A 14,923-nucleotide genomic window follows, 5' to 3' on the forward strand; every position below is an offset into this window, starting at 1 on the left:
TGCTGACTTAAGGAGACAGTTCATGTCCGATCACCACACCTACAAGAAGCTGGAAATCGTCGGCTCCTCCACTACCAGCGTCGAAGACGCCATCAACAACGCCCTGGCCGAAACCGCCAAGTCGGTGAAGAATCTGGAATGGTTCGAAGTCGGCGAGATTCGTGGTCATATTCAGGACGCCAAGGTGGCGCATTATCAGGTCACCCTGAAGATCGGCTTCCGTATCGAAGCCAGCTGAGCCGTAATCCCTCCCTCCCCCGCAAAAGGACAGGCAAGATGCGTAGACTCGTGATGACCCTCGGTTTGTTGGCCCTGAGTGGCGGCGCCTTTGCCGCAGGCACCTCGTGCGACACGGTCAAGGCCGATATCGATGCCAAGCTGCAAGCCAAGCACGTGGCGAACTACAGCCTCGAGGTGGTGGACAAGGGCAGTGCCGCGGCATCCGCCAAGGTGGTGGGTAGCTGTGAGGCCGGTAGCAAGGACATCGTCTACCAGCGCCGCTAGTGCCTGGTCGAAGGCGCCGCCGCCCAGCGGTGCTCTTCGTCAGCCGATGAAACGCCCGCTACCTTCAGGTCGCGGGCGTTTTCTTTGCAGAGATCCGTGTTCAGAGATCCGTCGCGGGCCCGAAGAACTCGTGGCGGATCTGCCCTGCCGGCACCCCCAGTTCGAGCAGATCGCGGCGCACCTGGGCCATGAAGGGCTGCGGGCCCAGGACATAGGCGTCCAGGTCAGGCTCCTTGGGCAGCCAGCGCTGCAGGCGCAGCAGATCCAGGCGTGACACCAGGGCTTCGCCGGCCAGCGGCTGGCTGTAGCAGAAATACAGCTGCAGTTGCGGATGATGGGCGGCCAGCTCTTCCAGCCAGTGAGCGAAGGCCTGCACCCCCGGATGGCGCGTGCAGTGGATGACCTGGATCGGCCGCCCGCTGGGCAGCGCCGCCGAGACCATCGGCAGCAGGGGCGTGATACCGACGCCGCCGGCGATCAGCAGCAGCGGCTTGGTCGACTCCTGCAGGACGAACTCCCCGGCTGGTGCGAAGACCTGCAGCACAGTGCCTTCATGGGCCTCGCTGTGCAGGAAGCGCGAGACCACGCCACCTGGCTGGTGCTTGACGCTGATTCGATAGCCCTGACCGCTGCTGGCCGCCGAGATCGAATAGTTGCGGCGGTATTCGACGCCCTCCAGGGCGATGCTCAGCCCCAGGTACTGGCCGGGTTGGGCAATGCTGGTCGCCAAGCCGTCCACCGGTTCCAGGTAGAAGGAGCTGATCTCCTCGCTTTCCGGTTCGATCCGCGCGATGCGGAACGGCCGGCCGCCGCGCCAGCCACCGGTGGCCTCGGCCTGGGCGGCGTATTTCCGCTCCTCGGCCCCGATCAGGATATTGGCCAGCTGGCCATAGGCAGCGGCCCAGGCATCGATCACCGCGTCGGTGGCGACGTCGGCCCCCAGCACCTCGCGGATACTCTGCAGCAGGGCGATACCTACCAGCGGATAGTGATCCGGCTGGACCTGCAGCGAGACATGCTTGTTGACGATCTGCTCGACCAGCGGCCCCAGGGTATCCAGTCGCTCGATGTTCCGGGCATACATCAGGACCGCCCGCGCCAGCGCCCGGGCTTGGGCACCGCTGGTCTGGTGGGCGTCATTGAACAACGGGCGGATCTCGGGATTGTGGCCGAGCAGCTTGTCGTAGAAATGTCGGGTCAGGTCCTCACCGCCCGTTTCCAGCAGCGGGATGGTGGCCTTGATGATGGCTCTTTGGTCGGATGACAGCATGGCAGGAATCTCCAAACAGGACTGCGCTGCTCTTTTCATGAGTCATGCCAGGTGAAAAGTCGCGCCAATACAGGCTTTTACCTGGGTGCCAGGTCATAATGACCAGGTCCCCGTGACTCCCCGAGGTCAAATTGACTATCCCTACCCTGCTCGAAGTGATGATCCCGCTGGTCGCCGATCTGGCCCGCGACCTGCCCGATCAGCAGCGCTATGCCACCTTGCTGGCGGCGCTGCGCAAGATCCTGCCCTTCGATGCCGTAGCCCTGCTGCGCCTGGAAGGCGAGGTACTGGTCCCCCTGGCGGTACATGGCCTCAATGCCGATACCCTGGGCCGACGCTTCAAGGTCGCCGAGCATCCGCGCCTGGCGTTGCTGCTGGCGAGTCGCACCCCTACCCGCTTCGCCGCCGACTGCGACCTGCCCGATCCCTATGACGGCCTGGTGGAAGGCCTGCATGGGCAACTGGTGGTCCATGACTGCCTGGGCTGTCCGCTCTATGTGCAGGACCAGCTCTGGGGTCTGCTGACCCTGGATTCGCTGCAGGCGCAGAACGCCCAGCCCCAGGATCTCACCACCCTCGCCGCCTTCGCCGGCCTGGCGGCGGCCACCGTGGCGGCCGCCGAGCGTATCCGTCAGCTCTCCGCGCGCCTGGTCAGCGAGCACGAACTGGCCCTGGCCTACCAGCAATCGGTGGGGCACCAGCGACCCCGGGAACTGATCGGCCAGAGTCCGGCCAGCCAGCGCCTGCGCCAGGAGATCGAGACGGTGGCGGCCAGCGACCTGACGGTACTCATCACCGGCGAGACCGGCGTTGGCAAGGAGCTGGTGGCCGAGGCGGTCCACGCCCGCTCGCGGCGTCAACAGCGGCCGCTGATCAGCCTCAATTGCGCGGCCCTGCCCGAGGCCCTGGTGGAAAGCGAGCTGTTCGGCCATGCCCGGGGCGCCTTTTCCGGCGCGGTCAGCGAACGCCGCGGCCGCTTCGAGCTGGCCGATGGCGGCACCCTGTTCCTCGACGAAGTGGGCGAGTTGTCTCTCGCCGCCCAGGCCAAGCTGCTGCGGGTGCTGCAGAGCGGTCAGCTGCAACGCCTGGGCACGGATCGCGAATTCATCGTCGATGTACGCATCGTGGCGGCGACCAATCGCGACCTGGCCGAGGCGGTGCGCGCCGGGCGCTTCCGCGCCGATCTCTATCACCGCCTGAGCGTCTATCCGCTGCTGGTACCACCGCTGCGCGAGCGTGGCCGCGACGTGCTGCTGCTGGCCGGCTTCTACCTGGAGCAGAATCGCGCGCGCCTGGGGCTGCGCGGCCTGCGGCTGGCCCCGGCGGCGCAGCGGACGCTACTGGCCTACGCCTGGCCGGGCAACGTACGCGAGCTGTCCCACCTGATCAGCCGCGCGGCGCTCAAGGCCAACGCCGAGCGCCCGGAAGTCGGCGGCATCCTGACCCTGGACAACGATCAGCTCGGCCTGCCGGTGGCCACCGCGGCCCTGCCCGTGGCCGACGAGCAGGACAGCGGCACCACCTTGCGCGATGCCACCGACGCCTTCCAGCGCCAGACCATCACCCTGGCCCTGGAACAGCACCAGCAGAACTGGACGCTGACCGCCGCGGCCCTGGGGCTTGACCGCGCCAACCTCGCCCGGCTGGCGAAGCGGCTGGGGCTGAGATGAGGACTTGAAGCCTGTGCAAAGTCTCGCGAGCTGGAGCCAAACCAGGCGCAACGACCAACGGGAGTGACAGCCAACGGCTGGCCCGCAGGGCGAGCGCCAGCGAATCAGATGGCTGAGAAGGCGGATTTTACGAGTGGTAAATGAGCATTGCGTCGGGGCCGCCCAGGCAGGGCTGGCGACCCAGGGCCTTTTCAACGCCGTTTGGCCGACGCGCAGCAGATTTTGCACAGGCTCCTAGAGGCGGAACCGCGCTACCAGTCCGGTAAAGACAGCGGTCACCTGCAGCAGCTCCTTGCTGGCCTGTCGCGTCTGCTGGGCAACCGTCGCGGTCTGGTTCGAGAGTTGCTGGATGTTGTTCAGGTTGCGATCCACTTCGTGCGCCACCTGCGCCTGCTCCTCCGCAGCGCTGGCGATGACCAGATTGCGCTCGTTGATGTCACTCACCATCTGGGTGATTTGTGCCAGCGCCTGATCCGCCAATTGCGCAGCCCCCTGGGTCTCCTGGATCAGCCCCTGGCTGTCGCCCATGGCGCGGACAGCCTGCACGGCGCTCTGCTGCACACCGCCGATCATCCGCTCGATCTCCCCGGTGGACGCCTGGGTCCGGGCGGCCAGGGCCCGGACTTCATCGGCCACCACGGCGAAGCCCCGGCCCTGATCACCGGCCCGGGCCGCCTCGATGGCCGCGTTCAGGGCCAGGAGATTGGTCTGCTCGGCGATGCTACGGATGACGTCCACCACGCTGCCGATGCTGTCCACCTGCCCGGCGAGTTGCTCGACCGTGGCACTGGACGACCCCAGGGCCTGACTCAGGCCGTCGATGGCCCCGACAGCCTCCTGCACCCGAGCCCGCCCGGTCTCGGCACCCTGATTGGCATTGCGCGTGGCTTCGGAGGTGGACACCGCATTGCGGGCGACCTCTTCCACCGCAGTGGTCATCTCGGTCACGGCCGTGGCTGCCTGCTGGATTTCATCATGCTGCCGCTCCAGCCCCTGGACGCTCTCGTCGGTGACGCTATCGAGGCCGCCAGCCGCCGTCGCCAGGCGTTTGGCGGCGCCGGTGATTTCCTGCAGGGTGAGCTTGAGCTGCTCCTGCATGCGCTCCAGCGCCTGCAGCAATTGCCCTGGTTCATCACGGCGGGAACTGCGGATCACCCCGCTCAGATCGCCTTCGGCGATGCGGCGCGCGGTCGTCACGGCGACGCCGATGGGCGCCGTGATGGAGCGGGTGATCAGCAGCCCCAGACCGATCGCCACGACGAAGGCGATGCCGATCCCGGTATAGAGCTCGGACTTGACGCTGTCGGCGGTGATGGCCGCCTGCTCGGCACCGGCACCGATCTGCTGGTTCTTGAGCGCGCTCAGCTTGTCGAAGGTGTCCATCACTTGCAGATAGAGGGGAAAGAACTCGTCACGCAAGATGTCGGGCACCCCCGCCAGGTCGTTCGCGGCCAGTGCCGCGAGGACCTTCGCCGAACTGGCCTGGTAGGCCGACCACTGGGCTTCGAGCGGTGCACCCAGCGCGCGCTCGTCCGCCTGCAGCGGCAGGGCGCGATAGCTGGCGATGGTCTGTTCGCTGGTCCGCCGGTAGCTCTCCAGCTCGGTCAAGGTCTCCGCGATCTCGCTCTTGGGCGCTCCGCCGAAGGTCATCGACAGCACCACGTAGACGTCGCGGTTGTGGGAAATGGCCGCGGCCTTGGCCTCGGCGACCTTGGCATAGGACATCAGGTCGTGGGCGAACACCTGCTGCAGGCTATTGGACAGCCGCGTAGTCCCCAGACTACCCAACCCCCCGATGATCAGGGTGATGAGCGCACAACTGACGAAGGCGATCTGTAGCTTCAGCCCCAACCGCAGATGGGAAAACCATTCCATGGGAAAGCCTCGCGACCGCCCGAGCGGCAAGGGAGATGAAAGCTCGATGGTTAATCTTGCCTATTAGTTAACACCTTTAATTAGGAACCGATTCGTCTCCCAGCTCAAGCCGGTTCGCCACCCAAATGCCTACGTCCATCGGCTTGTCCTAGAGCGCTTGGCATGGATTTTCAGGCCACGGCGAACCTTGCATGGCAGCCGTCACCGGTCGAAGGCCATCATCAGAGGACGCCCTGGACCGCCGCCAGGCCCGGCTGGCCGTCGCGGGTGGTCACGCCCTGCAGCCAGGGCTCCAGCACCTGGGGATGGGCCTGGAGCCAGGCCTTGGCCGCCGCCGGATAGCTGCCGCCCTTGTCCCGCGCGGCGCTCATGATGGCGTTTTCCATGTCGAGGATGAACTTCATGTTGGTCAGCAACCGCGCCGGGTTGGGACACTGCTCGGCATAGCCCTTGCGGGTCAGGGTATTCACCGTGCCGGCGGTACCGAAGTATTTCTCGCCACCGCTGAGGTACCTGATCGGGTAGTCGACGTTCATGGGATGGGGTGTCCAGCCGAGGAACACGATCCACTTGTCACGCTTCACCGCCCGCCCCACCTGGGACAGCATGGCCTGTTCGCTGGATTCCACCAGCTGCCAGCCGCCCAGGCCGTATTCATCGCCCTGGATGATCTTCTGCAGGGACTGGTTGGCCGGGGCGCCGGCGCCGATGCCGTAGATCTTCTTGTCGAACTGGTCGGCGTTCTTGGCGAGGTCGGCGAAGGTCTTCACCCCGGCCTCCCAGACGTAGGTGGGCACCGCCAGGGTGAACTCGGTACCGCTGAGGTTCCGCGCCAGCTCGGTCACCTGGCCGCTCTTCACGAACTGGTCGTAGTGCGCCTGCTGCGCGGGCATCCAGTTGCCGAGGAAGGCGTCCACCTGGCCGTTGGCCAGGCCGCCATAGATGATGGGGACGGCCAGGGTCTCGACCTTGCTGCCATAGCCCAGGGCTTGCAGCACCACTCCGGTAAGGGCGTTGGTGGCGGCGATGTCGCTCCAGCCCGGATCGGCCAGGCGAACCGTTCCGCAGGTCTGGTCCTCGGCCTGGGCCGACAGGCTGACCAGGGCCAGCGTGAAGGTAGCGATGATTCCGTGTTTCATGGCCGTGCTCCAGTTAGCGGTTCAAGGTTGAGGGTAGCGGGCGCGACGCTCCAGGTCGTCGAGATCGATGTGGTTGCGCATGTATTGCTGGCTGGCATCGACGAAGGGCTGGTGGTCCCAGCTGGTCCGCGCGCCCTGCGCCAGGGCCGTCGCGACGAAGCGGCGCCGCCGCTGGCTGGCCAGCACCTCCTCGTGCAGGCGCGGCAGATCCCAGCGCTGGCGGACTTCCTGCTGGAAGCTGGCGAGCAGCTCGGCGTAGTCGGCGCTGCCGGCCAGGGTCTCCTGCTCCAGTGGATCGTTCTGCAGGTCGAACAGCAGCGGCGGGTCCAGTTCGCAGTGGATGTACTTGTAGGCACCGCGACGGATCATCAGCAGCGGACTCACGGTGCCCTCGGCCAGGTATTCGCCGATGACCTCGTCGTGCCCGCCGCGTCCTTCCAGGTGCGGCAGCAGCGAGCGCCCGTCCAGTGGCAGGTCCTCGGGCAGGCTACCGCCGGCCAGCTCGACGAAGGTCGGCAGCAGATCCATCGTCGACACCGAAGCCGACACCCGCGCCGGGGCGAAGCGCGTCGGGGCATGGATCAACAAGGGCACCCGCGCGGCCATCTCGAACCAGTGCATCTTGTACCAGAGCCCACGCTCCCCGAGCATGTCGCCATGGTCGCCGGAGAAGACGATCACGGTGTCCTCGGCGAGGCCGCACTCCTCCAGGGTCTTGAGCAGGTGGCCGACCTGGGCGTCGACGTAGCTGCAGGCCCCGTAGTAGGCCTGGCGGGCGTCGCGGATCTTGGCCGCGGGCAGGGGCTTGTCCCAGAGGTCGATCACCTTGAGCAGTCGCTGGCTGTGGGGGTCCTGCTCGGCCTGGGGAATGGCATCGTCGGGCAGGGGGATGTCGACCCCTGCGTACAGATCCCAGAACTCCCGCGGGATGGTGTAGGGATCGTGGGGATGGGTCAGGGACACGGTCAGGCAGAACGGCTGGTCATCGCCGCGACGCACGTGATCGTAGAGGTACTGGCGCGCCTTGAAGACCACCTCCTCGTCGAAGTCCAGCTGGTTGGTACGCACGCAGGGTCCGGCCTGCAGCACCGAGGACATGTTGTGGTACCAGCTCGGGCGCACGTCCGGTGCGTCCCAGTTCACCGCCCAGCCGTAGTCGGCGGGATAGATGTCGCTGGTCAGGCGCTCCTCGTAGCCGTGCAACTGATCCGGGCCGCAGAAGTGCATCTTGCCCGACAGCGCGGTGCGATAGCCAAGGCCGCGCAAGTGATGGGCATAGGTGGGAATGTCGGCGGCGAAATCGGCGGCGTTGTCGTAGGCGCCGATCTTCGACGGCAACTGGCCGCTTACCAGGGTGAAGCGCGAGGGGGCGCATAGCGGGCTGTTGCAATAGGCCGAATCGAACACCACGGCGCGCTCGGCCAGGCGCTGCAGATTCGGCAGCTTGATCGGCGAGTCGGCGTCGTACAGCGGCAGAATGGGCGCCGCCATCTGGTCGGCCATGAGGAAGAGGATGTTCATCGGCTTGGACAAGAGCGCCTCCGCTAGGATCAGGGTTGCTTATGGACGGCCCATCATCCGACGCTGAAAAATCGGCGTGAAGGCCATCCGCGATGATGTTTCGGATAAGCTAGGCTTATGTCAGATCGCCATGGGAACACTCTCTTGGACGCCACCACCCCTGCCGACCGCCCTGCCCTAGCGCTGGACAGCTTGCGCACCTTCGAGGTGGTGGCGCGCCGTTTGAGCTTTACAGCGGCAGCGGGCGAGCTGGGTACCACTCAGCCGGCCATCAGCCAGCAGATCAAGCGCCTGGAAGCCCAGTTGCAGGTGCGCCTGTTCGACCGGGTGCACCGCGGCATCCTGCTCACCGAGGCCGGTCGGCTGCTGCAGGAATACGTCGAGGCAGGCCTCGCCACCCTGGACGAGGGTGTGCGCCAGGTCACCGCCCGTCCCGCTCACGAGATCCTGCGGGTGGCCACCGACTTCGCCTTCGCTTCCTACTGGCTGCTACCGCGTCTGCCGCGCTTCCATGCCCGCCATCCGGCGCTGGACGTGAGCCTGGTCACCAGCGACCGCGTCCCCCTGCCCGGCCCGGAAATCGACATCACCCTGGGCTTCGGCGACGGTCGCTTCAAGCATGGCGAGGCCTGGCCGCTGTTTCGCGAGGAAGTCTTCCCGGTATGCAGTCCGCGATTGCTCCAGGGCCGGCAGCCGCCGCTGCCCGCTACGGAACTGGGCCACTGGCCGCTGCTGCACCTCAAGGCGGCCCCCAACAGCCGCTGGTACGACTGGAAGACCCTGTTGCCGGCGCTGGACCTGGCGCCCCTGCCCGCCACGCCATCCGGTGCGGTGCTGAGCTTCGACAACTATACCCTGGTGGTCCAGGCCGCCATCGCCGGCCAGGGCCTGGCGATCGGCTGGCGCCACCTGGTGGACGACCTGCTGCAGCAGGAACTGCTCTGTCGCCCCTGCGCCGGGATGGCCACGTCACGCTACGGCTATTACGCCATCCTGCCCGAGCGCAAGCGGCGCCAACGATTGGTGCAGCGCTTTCTCGACTGGCTGCTGGAAGAGCTGGAGACCCCGCGCGAGTCGTTGGCCGGCGCACGGCTGGCGACCTGAGTGGTACTCAGCGCTCGTAGACTTCCAGCGGCAGGTCGTCGGGGTCGGCAAAGAAGGTGAATCTCTTGCCGGTCAGCTCGTCGGTGCGGATCGGCTCGGTGACCACGCCATGGCCCTGCAGGTGGGCGATGGTGGCATCCAGGTCGGCCACGGCGAAGGCCAGGTGGCGCAGCCCCTGGGCCTCCGGGCGCGAGGGCCTGGGCGGCGCATCGGGAAAGGAGAACAGCTCCAGCTGGGCATGCTCGCCCACCGCCAGGTCCAGCTTCCAGGAGCGCCGGGCTTCGCGATAGGTCTCGGCGATCACCGGCAGGCCGAGGATCTCGGTGTAGAAGCGCCGGGAGCGCTCGTAATCGGCGCAGATCAGCGCCACATGATGCAGACGGTCAAAGGGGGTCATAAGAAGTTGTTCACGATCTCGCGGGCTAGAGCCAAACAAGGCGAAAATGGCTGAAGAAGCGGAGTTTACGTAGGGTAAATGAGCATTCTGACCGGGCTGGCGATCCAGGACATTTTCAACGCAGGTTGGCCGACGCGCAGCAGATCGCGAACAGCTTCTCAGGGTACCGCGACGAATTTGAGGTCGGCCGGCGCCCCGACGTCCAGACTCTGCAATTCGTCGCCGAGCTTGCCGCTGTCGGGATCGCGGGCGAAGACCTTGAGCTGATTGGACTTCTGGTTGGCCACCAGCAGGAAGCGGCCGGACGGATCGATGGCGAACTCTCGCGGCGCCAGGCCGTTGACCGGGTGCCGCTCGACGAAGCTGAGGGTGCCGTCGGGATTCACCGAGAATACTGCCAGCTGGTTGTCGGTGCCGCGGCTGGCCACATAGAGGAAGCGCCCGTCGCCGGACAGGTGCAGCGCACCGGCATCCCGCTCGCCGGTGAATTCCTGGGGCGCCAGGCTGTAGGTCTGCAATTGGCGCAGCATGCCGTCCTGGTGCGCGAAGGCCATCACCTGGCCGGCCAGCTCCAGGGTCAGGTAGGCGTAGCGGCCATCGGCGCTGAACACCAGGTGGCGCGGCCCGCTGCCTTCCGGCACCGGCACGAAGGGCGTCTCGGCGGCCACCAGCGGCCGCTCCGGCTGCTGCGGGACGTAGCGATAGACGAAGACCTTGTCGGCACCCAGGTCGGGAGCGAAGACGAAGCGCCCATCCGGAGTGGTCACCGCCGCGTGCACATGGCTGGACTGCTGGCGGGCATGCTGCTCGCTGGGCTGGTGGAATTCGATCTGCGCCACCGGACTGAGCACGCCGCCGTCCTGGATCGGCAGCACCGCCAGGGAGCCTTCCGGCAGGCTGGAGTAGTTGGCCACGAAGAGGTACTTGCCGTCGTTGCTCAGGCTGGAATGGGTCGGCTCGTCGCCCAGGCTCTTCACCTGGCTGACCTGCTGCAACCGGCCATTGCCCGGCTCGAAGCGATAGGAGGTGACCCGGCCGATGGTGTCGCCGGTCGAGCCGCGACCATTCTCATTGACCGCGAACAGGGTGCGACCGTCCCGCGACAGGGTGAGGAAAGAGGGATTGGACGCCTTGACGATACGCAGCGGGCCGTCGATCTGGCCGTTGCGGCTGTTGAAGCGATAGACGTACAGCCCCTGACTGCCGCCGCCGGTGTAGCTGCCGACCAGCAGGTTGAACAGGCCGGGTTCGGCGCGGGCGGACGTCCCTTGCCCGATGAGCAAGGCGAACAGGGCCAGCGGCAGCAGACGGGGCAGGGTTCTCATGGGACATCCTTGACGAGCGATTGGCGTTGAGACCGATGGAAGAGGGTCCGGTTTCGTGCCCAGCCAGGCGGCTGGCCGGATACGCGCGGGCGCCATTCTACTGAAAACCACGCTGGCACTGTGCCAGGGAGGTTTCCGTACATGTCCCGAGCCGGGCCGCCGACAGCCATCGATCGCCCAGGCCAACGCGGGACGCCCAAGGCAGAGCGGTTTTCCGCCCGTCGGCCCGATCGGCTTCCTCAGCCTTTTTCGCCTCGCCTAACCTTCGCTCGGCGACTTTTCGTACAGAACCTAGTCCAGCACGCCCTGCAGAATGGCATAGACCAGGCCGGTGCCAACGGCGATCAGTACCACGTCGGTACCCAGCTGCCGCCATTGGTAGCCGGGATAGTCCGGCAGCTGCCTGACGATGCCGGGCGGCAAGGGCCGGCCATAGCCCGGCGGTAGCGGACGCCCCCCGCTCCAGGCGCAGCCCCGGCGGCAGCTCGCCGCCCGGGCCGATCTGGCCGCGCAGTGCCCGGATACGTTCTCGGGCTGGACCCAGATCACCGGGACCACCCGCCGCCGGACCGGCACCGGGTCGTTCCGGTGGACGCTGATCGGGGCCATGACCCTGGCCATGGCCAGGTGGCTTGCCCGCGTCCTGCCACGCCGACCCGTGCGGACCATGATCGTCGGGCCCACCCGGACCGCCGCCCGGAGGAGCCGCCAGGGCCAGGTTGCTGAACAGGCAGAGCGTCGCGATGGACAGCAGCGTACGCATGGCGTCTCCTCGAGCGATGATCGAAGCGATTCGGGTATGCGTTGGATCGCGAATCGTACCGAAGACTCCCGAGTCATTTCCGGACCTCAGGCCTGTGGATAAATCCGGGATAAAATCGGTATAAGTCGCCGGAAAAAATCGAATCTCGTCCGATAACTACAAAAAAATCCTTTTATATCAATAAATTAAAAAGATGATCGGCTGGCTATCGAATTACGCTTTTGTGGATAACCTTTAGGACCCCCTCCCCTGGGCAGCATTTTCCAGACCTCCACCAAGGCTCCAATAGACGAAACTCGACCCGCGAAGACATAAAAAACCGCGCCAGCTGTTTCGCCCGGCGCGGTCTTCTGCAGCTGATCCCCGACTAGTCCGGCTTCTTCAGCTTGGGATTGGGAAAGAACTGCACGGCCTGGACCTTGGGATCGGGCTTCTTGGGCTTGAGCGCACTGATGTTGACCCGCGTCGGCAATTCCTTGGGGACGGAATTGCCGCGCTCGTCCAGGGTGTCGCTGTAGCCGCAGGACAGGCACTCACGGTGGGGCGTGCCCTCCTGGGTCCACATCTTCAGGGTGTCCTGCGCCTGGCACGCCGGGCACACGGCCCCGGCGATGAACCTCTTGCGGATCGGCTCGCTCACGCCGCCTCCTCGCTCAGCCCGGAATGGCGGAGCAGGGCGTCGATGCTGGGCTCGCGACCGCGGAAGTCGACGAACAGCACCATGGGTGCCTGGGAGCCGCCACGAGCCAGGATGGCCTCGCGGAAGGCCCGCCCGGTTTGCGGGTTGAAGACACCTTCTTCCTCGAACTTGGCGAAGGCATCGGCGGAGAGCACCTCGGCCCACTTGTAGCTGTAGTAGCCCGCCGCGTAACCGCCGGCGAAGATGTGGGCGAAGCTGTTGGGGAAGCGATTGTAGGCCGGCGGGCGGACCACCGAAATCTCGTCGCGGATGCCTTCCAGCACGTCACGCACGCTGCGACCATCGCCATGGGTAGCGTGCAGCTCGAAGTCGAACAGCGAGAATTCCAGCTGGCGCAACATCATCAGGCCGGACTGGAAGTTCTTCGCCGCCAGCATCTTGTCGAGCAGCTCCTGGGGCAATGGCTCGCCGGTTTCGTAGTGGCCGGAAATCAGCGCCAGGCCCTCGGGCTCCCAGCACCAGTTTTCCATGAACTGGCTGGGCAGCTCCACCGCATCCCAGGCCACGCCGTTGATGCCGGAGACGCTGGCATGCTCGACGCGGGTCAGCAGGTGGTGCAGGCCATGGCCGAATTCGTGGAAGAGGGTGGTCACCTCGTCATGGGTGAGCAGCGCCGGCTTGCCGGGGCTGGCCGGGGTGAAGTTGCACACCAGGTAGGCCACCGGATCGATCAGCCGGCCCTGGGCATCGCGACGCTTGTCGCGGGCACCGTCCATCCAGGCACCGCCGCGCTTGTTGGCGCGGGCATAGAGATCGAAGTAGAAGCGACCGATGGAAGTGCCGTTTTCCTTGATCTCGAACAGCCGTACGTCGGGGTGCCACTTCTCGAAGTCGCGCAGCTCGGCGATCTCGATGCCATAGAGCTTCTGCACCGTGGCGAAGAGACCCGAGAGCACCTTGTCCACCGGGAACCAGGCACGGACCTCCTCCTGGGACAGCGAATAGCGCTGCTGGCGCAGCTTCTCGGCGAAATAGCCGGTGTCCCAGCTCTGCAGATCCTGCACACCCTGTTCGGCGGCGAAGGCGCGCAGTTCTTCCAGGTCGCGCTGGGCGAAGGGCTTGGAGCGCACGGCGAGATCACGCAGGAAGCCCAGCACCTGGTCGCTGCTCTCGGCCATCTTGGTGGCCAGGGACAGCTCGGCGTAGTTGGCATAGCCCAGCAGGCGGGCCAGTTCCTGGCGCAGGTCGAGCAGTTCTTCCATCACCGGGCCGTTGTCGAACTCACCGGCATTGGGACCCATCTCGGAAGCGCGGGTGGCATAGGCGGCGTAGACCTCTTCGCGCAGGGCGCGGTCGTCGGCATAGGTCATCACCGCGTAGTAGCTGGGGAATTCCAGGGTCACCAGCCAGCCGTCCAGCTCCTTGGCCTGGGCCGCGGCGGCCAGCTGGGCCTTGGCCGATTCGGGCAGGCCGGCCAGGGCCGCGTCGTCGGTGAGGTGCTTGGTCCAGGCCTGGGTGGCATCGAGCAGCTGGTTGGAGAACCTGCTGCCCAGCTCGGACTTGCGCGCCTGGATGGCGGCGTAGCGCTGCTGATCGGCCGGCGGCAGGTCGATGCCGGACAGCCGGAAGTCGCGCAGGGCGTGCTCCAGGGTGGTCTTCTGGCCGACGTCGAAGCCCTTGGCTTCCTCGCTCTCGGCCAGGCGGCTGTAGGCCTGGAAGAGGTCCTTGTTCTGGCCGATCTCGGTGGAGTAGGCCGACAGCTTGGGCAGGCAGGCCTCGTAGGCGGCGCGCAGCTCGGCGCTGTTGCATACGGCATTGAGGTGCCCGATGGGGCTCCAGGCCTGGCCCAGCCGATCGTTCAACTCGTCCATCGCCAGCACCAGGCCGGCCCAGGTGGGGTGCTCCTTCTGGGTCTCCAGCAGCTTGGCCAGGGTAGCGCGGTTCTCGGCCAGGATGGTGTCGATGGCCGGCTCGACGTGCTCGGGCTTGATGGCGGAAAAGGGCGGCAGGTCGTAGGACTGAAGCAGCGGATTGCTGGCGCTCACGGCGTTCCCCTCGGGGCGATGGCTTTGACAGGTATATATGGAGCCCATCCTAATAGGTCTCAAGACCCTTCCGACGAGAAAAGGTATCTATCGTGACCATAAGGACCTTCCAGGGTAAGACCCCGCAACTGGGCGAACGCGCCTTCGTCGACGCCACCGCCGTGGTGATCGGCGATGTGGAGCTCGGCGCAGACAGTTCGATATGGCCGCTGACGGTGATCCGCGGCGACATGCACCTCATCCGCATCGGCGCTCGTACCAGCATCCAGGACGGCAGCGTGCTGCACATCACCCACGCCGGCCCCTTCAATCCGGACGGCTATCCCTTGCTGATCGGCACCGACGTCACCGTTGGCCACCAGGTGACCCTGCACGGCTGCACCATCGGCGACCGGGTACTGGTGGGCATGGGCAGCATCGTCATGGACGGCGCGGTGGTGGAGGATGACGTGGTGATCGGCGCCGGCAGCCTGGTCCCGCCGGGCAAGCGGCTGGCAGGGGGGCATCTCTACGTCGGCCGCCCGGTCAAGCAGATCCGCCCGCTGGAAGACAAGGAACGCGCCTTCTTCACCTACAGCGCCGGCAACTACGTGAAGCTCAAGGACCAGCATCTGGCCGAGGGGTATGGGGAGGAGGGGGCTTAGCGCGGACGCCTAGGTGTCCGCGTTCG

The 14,923-nt window shown here is 66.1% G+C and carries 14 protein-coding genes; 5 read left to right on the plus strand and 9 right to left on the minus strand.

Annotated elements, in window-relative coordinates:
* The first annotated feature begins 22 nt into the window (after window positions 1-22).
* A complete protein-coding gene (locus tag AR540_RS10245; protein WP_007160169.1) occupies window positions 23-238 on the plus strand; it encodes a dodecin in 216 nt (71 codons plus the stop codon).
* A gap of 38 nt (window positions 239-276) precedes the next feature.
* Window positions 277-504 carry a DUF1161 domain-containing protein gene (locus AR540_RS10250; RefSeq protein ID WP_059228574.1) on the plus strand — a complete coding sequence of 76 codons (228 nt, stop codon included), beginning with the start codon at window positions 277-279 and terminating at the stop codon, window positions 502-504.
* 100 nt (window positions 505-604) lie between these two features.
* Here the strand turns inward: AR540_RS10250 and hmpA are convergent, their stop codons facing one another.
* A complete protein-coding gene (hmpA, locus tag AR540_RS10255) occupies window positions 605-1,774 on the minus strand; it encodes an NO-inducible flavohemoprotein (RefSeq protein WP_059228576.1) in 1,170 nt (389 codons plus the stop codon).
* 131 nt (window positions 1,775-1,905) lie between these two features.
* On the opposite strand from hmpA, the gene norR reads away from it, so the two are divergent.
* Complete coding sequence (norR, locus tag AR540_RS10260; RefSeq protein ID WP_059228578.1) at window positions 1,906-3,444, plus strand: nitric oxide reductase transcriptional regulator NorR; 1,539 nt, start codon at window positions 1,906-1,908, stop codon at window positions 3,442-3,444.
* 234 nt (window positions 3,445-3,678) lie between these two features.
* Here the strand turns inward: norR and AR540_RS10265 are convergent, their stop codons facing one another.
* The 3 genes from AR540_RS10265 to betC form a co-directional block, all read right to left on the minus strand.
* Window positions 3,679-5,319, minus strand: a complete 1,641-nt coding sequence (locus AR540_RS10265) for a methyl-accepting chemotaxis protein (RefSeq protein ID WP_059228580.1) — start codon at window positions 5,317-5,319, stop codon at window positions 3,679-3,681.
* 221 nt (window positions 5,320-5,540) lie between these two features.
* A complete protein-coding gene (gene choX / locus AR540_RS10270) occupies window positions 5,541-6,458 on the minus strand; it encodes a choline ABC transporter substrate-binding protein (protein WP_059228582.1) in 918 nt (305 codons plus the stop codon).
* Between the two features lie 21 nt (window positions 6,459-6,479).
* Window positions 6,480-7,979, minus strand: a complete 1,500-nt coding sequence (gene betC / locus AR540_RS10275) for a choline-sulfatase (RefSeq protein ID WP_059229721.1) — start codon at window positions 7,977-7,979, stop codon at window positions 6,480-6,482.
* Window positions 7,980-8,096: 117 nt separating this feature from the next.
* Between betC and AR540_RS10280 the strand changes: the two genes are divergently transcribed.
* The gene (locus AR540_RS10280) at window positions 8,097-9,083 is read left to right on the plus strand and encodes a choline sulfate utilization transcriptional regulator (protein ID WP_059228583.1); all 987 of its coding nucleotides are present in this window, start codon (window positions 8,097-8,099) and stop codon (window positions 9,081-9,083) included.
* Between the two features lie 7 nt (window positions 9,084-9,090).
* Here AR540_RS10280 and gloA2 read toward each other — a convergent pair whose 3' ends face one another.
* The 5 genes from gloA2 to prlC all read right to left on the minus strand — a co-directional run bounded on the left by gloA2 (window position 9,091) and on the right by prlC (window position 14,301).
* Window positions 9,091-9,480, minus strand: coding sequence for an SMU1112c/YaeR family gloxylase I-like metalloprotein (gloA2, locus tag AR540_RS10285; protein ID WP_059228585.1), 390 nt, complete (start codon window positions 9,478-9,480; stop codon window positions 9,091-9,093).
* 158 nt (window positions 9,481-9,638) lie between these two features.
* A complete protein-coding gene (locus tag AR540_RS10290) occupies window positions 9,639-10,805 on the minus strand; it encodes a lactonase family protein (RefSeq protein WP_059228588.1) in 1,167 nt (388 codons plus the stop codon).
* Between the two features lie 291 nt (window positions 10,806-11,096).
* Window positions 11,097-11,414: an RcnB family protein gene (locus AR540_RS26485; RefSeq protein WP_177339219.1), complete on the minus strand. Its 318-nt coding sequence runs from the start codon at window positions 11,412-11,414 to the stop codon at window positions 11,097-11,099.
* A 521-nt stretch (window positions 11,415-11,935) separates the two neighbouring features.
* The gene (locus AR540_RS10300; RefSeq protein WP_059228589.1) at window positions 11,936-12,208 is read right to left on the minus strand and encodes a YheV family putative zinc ribbon protein; all 273 of its coding nucleotides are present in this window, start codon (window positions 12,206-12,208) and stop codon (window positions 11,936-11,938) included.
* On the minus strand, window positions 12,205-14,301 hold the full coding sequence (prlC, locus tag AR540_RS10305; protein WP_177339220.1) for an oligopeptidase A: 2,097 nt from the start codon (window positions 14,299-14,301) through the stop codon (window positions 12,205-12,207). Before prlC ends, AR540_RS10300 begins: the two co-directional genes overlap by 4 nt.
* A gap of 44 nt (window positions 14,302-14,345) precedes the next feature.
* On the opposite strand from prlC, the gene AR540_RS10310 reads away from it, so the two are divergent.
* The gene (locus AR540_RS10310) at window positions 14,346-14,897 is read left to right on the plus strand and encodes a gamma carbonic anhydrase family protein (RefSeq protein ID WP_059228593.1); all 552 of its coding nucleotides are present in this window, start codon (window positions 14,346-14,348) and stop codon (window positions 14,895-14,897) included.
* The last annotated feature ends 26 nt before the right edge of the window (window positions 14,898-14,923 follow it).

The sequence above is a fragment of the Pseudomonas sp. EpS/L25 genome, assembly GCF_001512295.1.
Taxonomy (GTDB): domain Bacteria; phylum Pseudomonadota; class Gammaproteobacteria; order Pseudomonadales; family Pseudomonadaceae; genus Chryseomonas.

What these genes read in the sequence shown, in the direction of transcription:
- AR540_RS26485 (WP_177339219.1), bottom strand. Translation starts at nt 11,414, where the DNA reads ATGGCCCCGATCAGCGTCCACCGGAACGACCCGGTGCCGGTCCGGCGG.
- hmpA (WP_059228576.1), bottom strand. Translation starts at nt 1,774, where the DNA reads ATGCTGTCATCCGACCAAAGAGCCATCATCAAGGCCACCATCCCGCTG.
- gloA2 (WP_059228585.1), bottom strand. Translation starts at nt 9,480, where the DNA reads ATGACCCCCTTTGACCGTCTGCATCATGTGGCGCTGATCTGCGCCGAT.
- AR540_RS10265 (WP_059228580.1), bottom strand. Translation starts at nt 5,319, where the DNA reads ATGGAATGGTTTTCCCATCTGCGGTTGGGGCTGAAGCTACAGATCGCC.
- prlC (WP_177339220.1), bottom strand. Translation starts at nt 14,301, where the DNA reads ATGGGCTCCATATATACCTGTCAAAGCCATCGCCCCGAGGGGAACGCC.
- AR540_RS10290 (WP_059228588.1), bottom strand. Translation starts at nt 10,805, where the DNA reads ATGAGAACCCTGCCCCGTCTGCTGCCGCTGGCCCTGTTCGCCTTGCTC.
- AR540_RS10245 (WP_007160169.1), top strand. Translation starts at nt 23, where the DNA reads ATGTCCGATCACCACACCTACAAGAAGCTGGAAATCGTCGGCTCCTCC.
- betC (WP_059229721.1), bottom strand. Translation starts at nt 7,979, where the DNA reads ATGAACATCCTCTTCCTCATGGCCGACCAGATGGCGGCGCCCATTCTG.
- AR540_RS10250 (WP_059228574.1), top strand. Translation starts at nt 277, where the DNA reads ATGCGTAGACTCGTGATGACCCTCGGTTTGTTGGCCCTGAGTGGCGGC.
- choX (WP_059228582.1), bottom strand. Translation starts at nt 6,458, where the DNA reads ATGAAACACGGAATCATCGCTACCTTCACGCTGGCCCTGGTCAGCCTG.
- AR540_RS10280 (WP_059228583.1), top strand. Translation starts at nt 8,097, where the DNA reads ATGTCAGATCGCCATGGGAACACTCTCTTGGACGCCACCACCCCTGCC.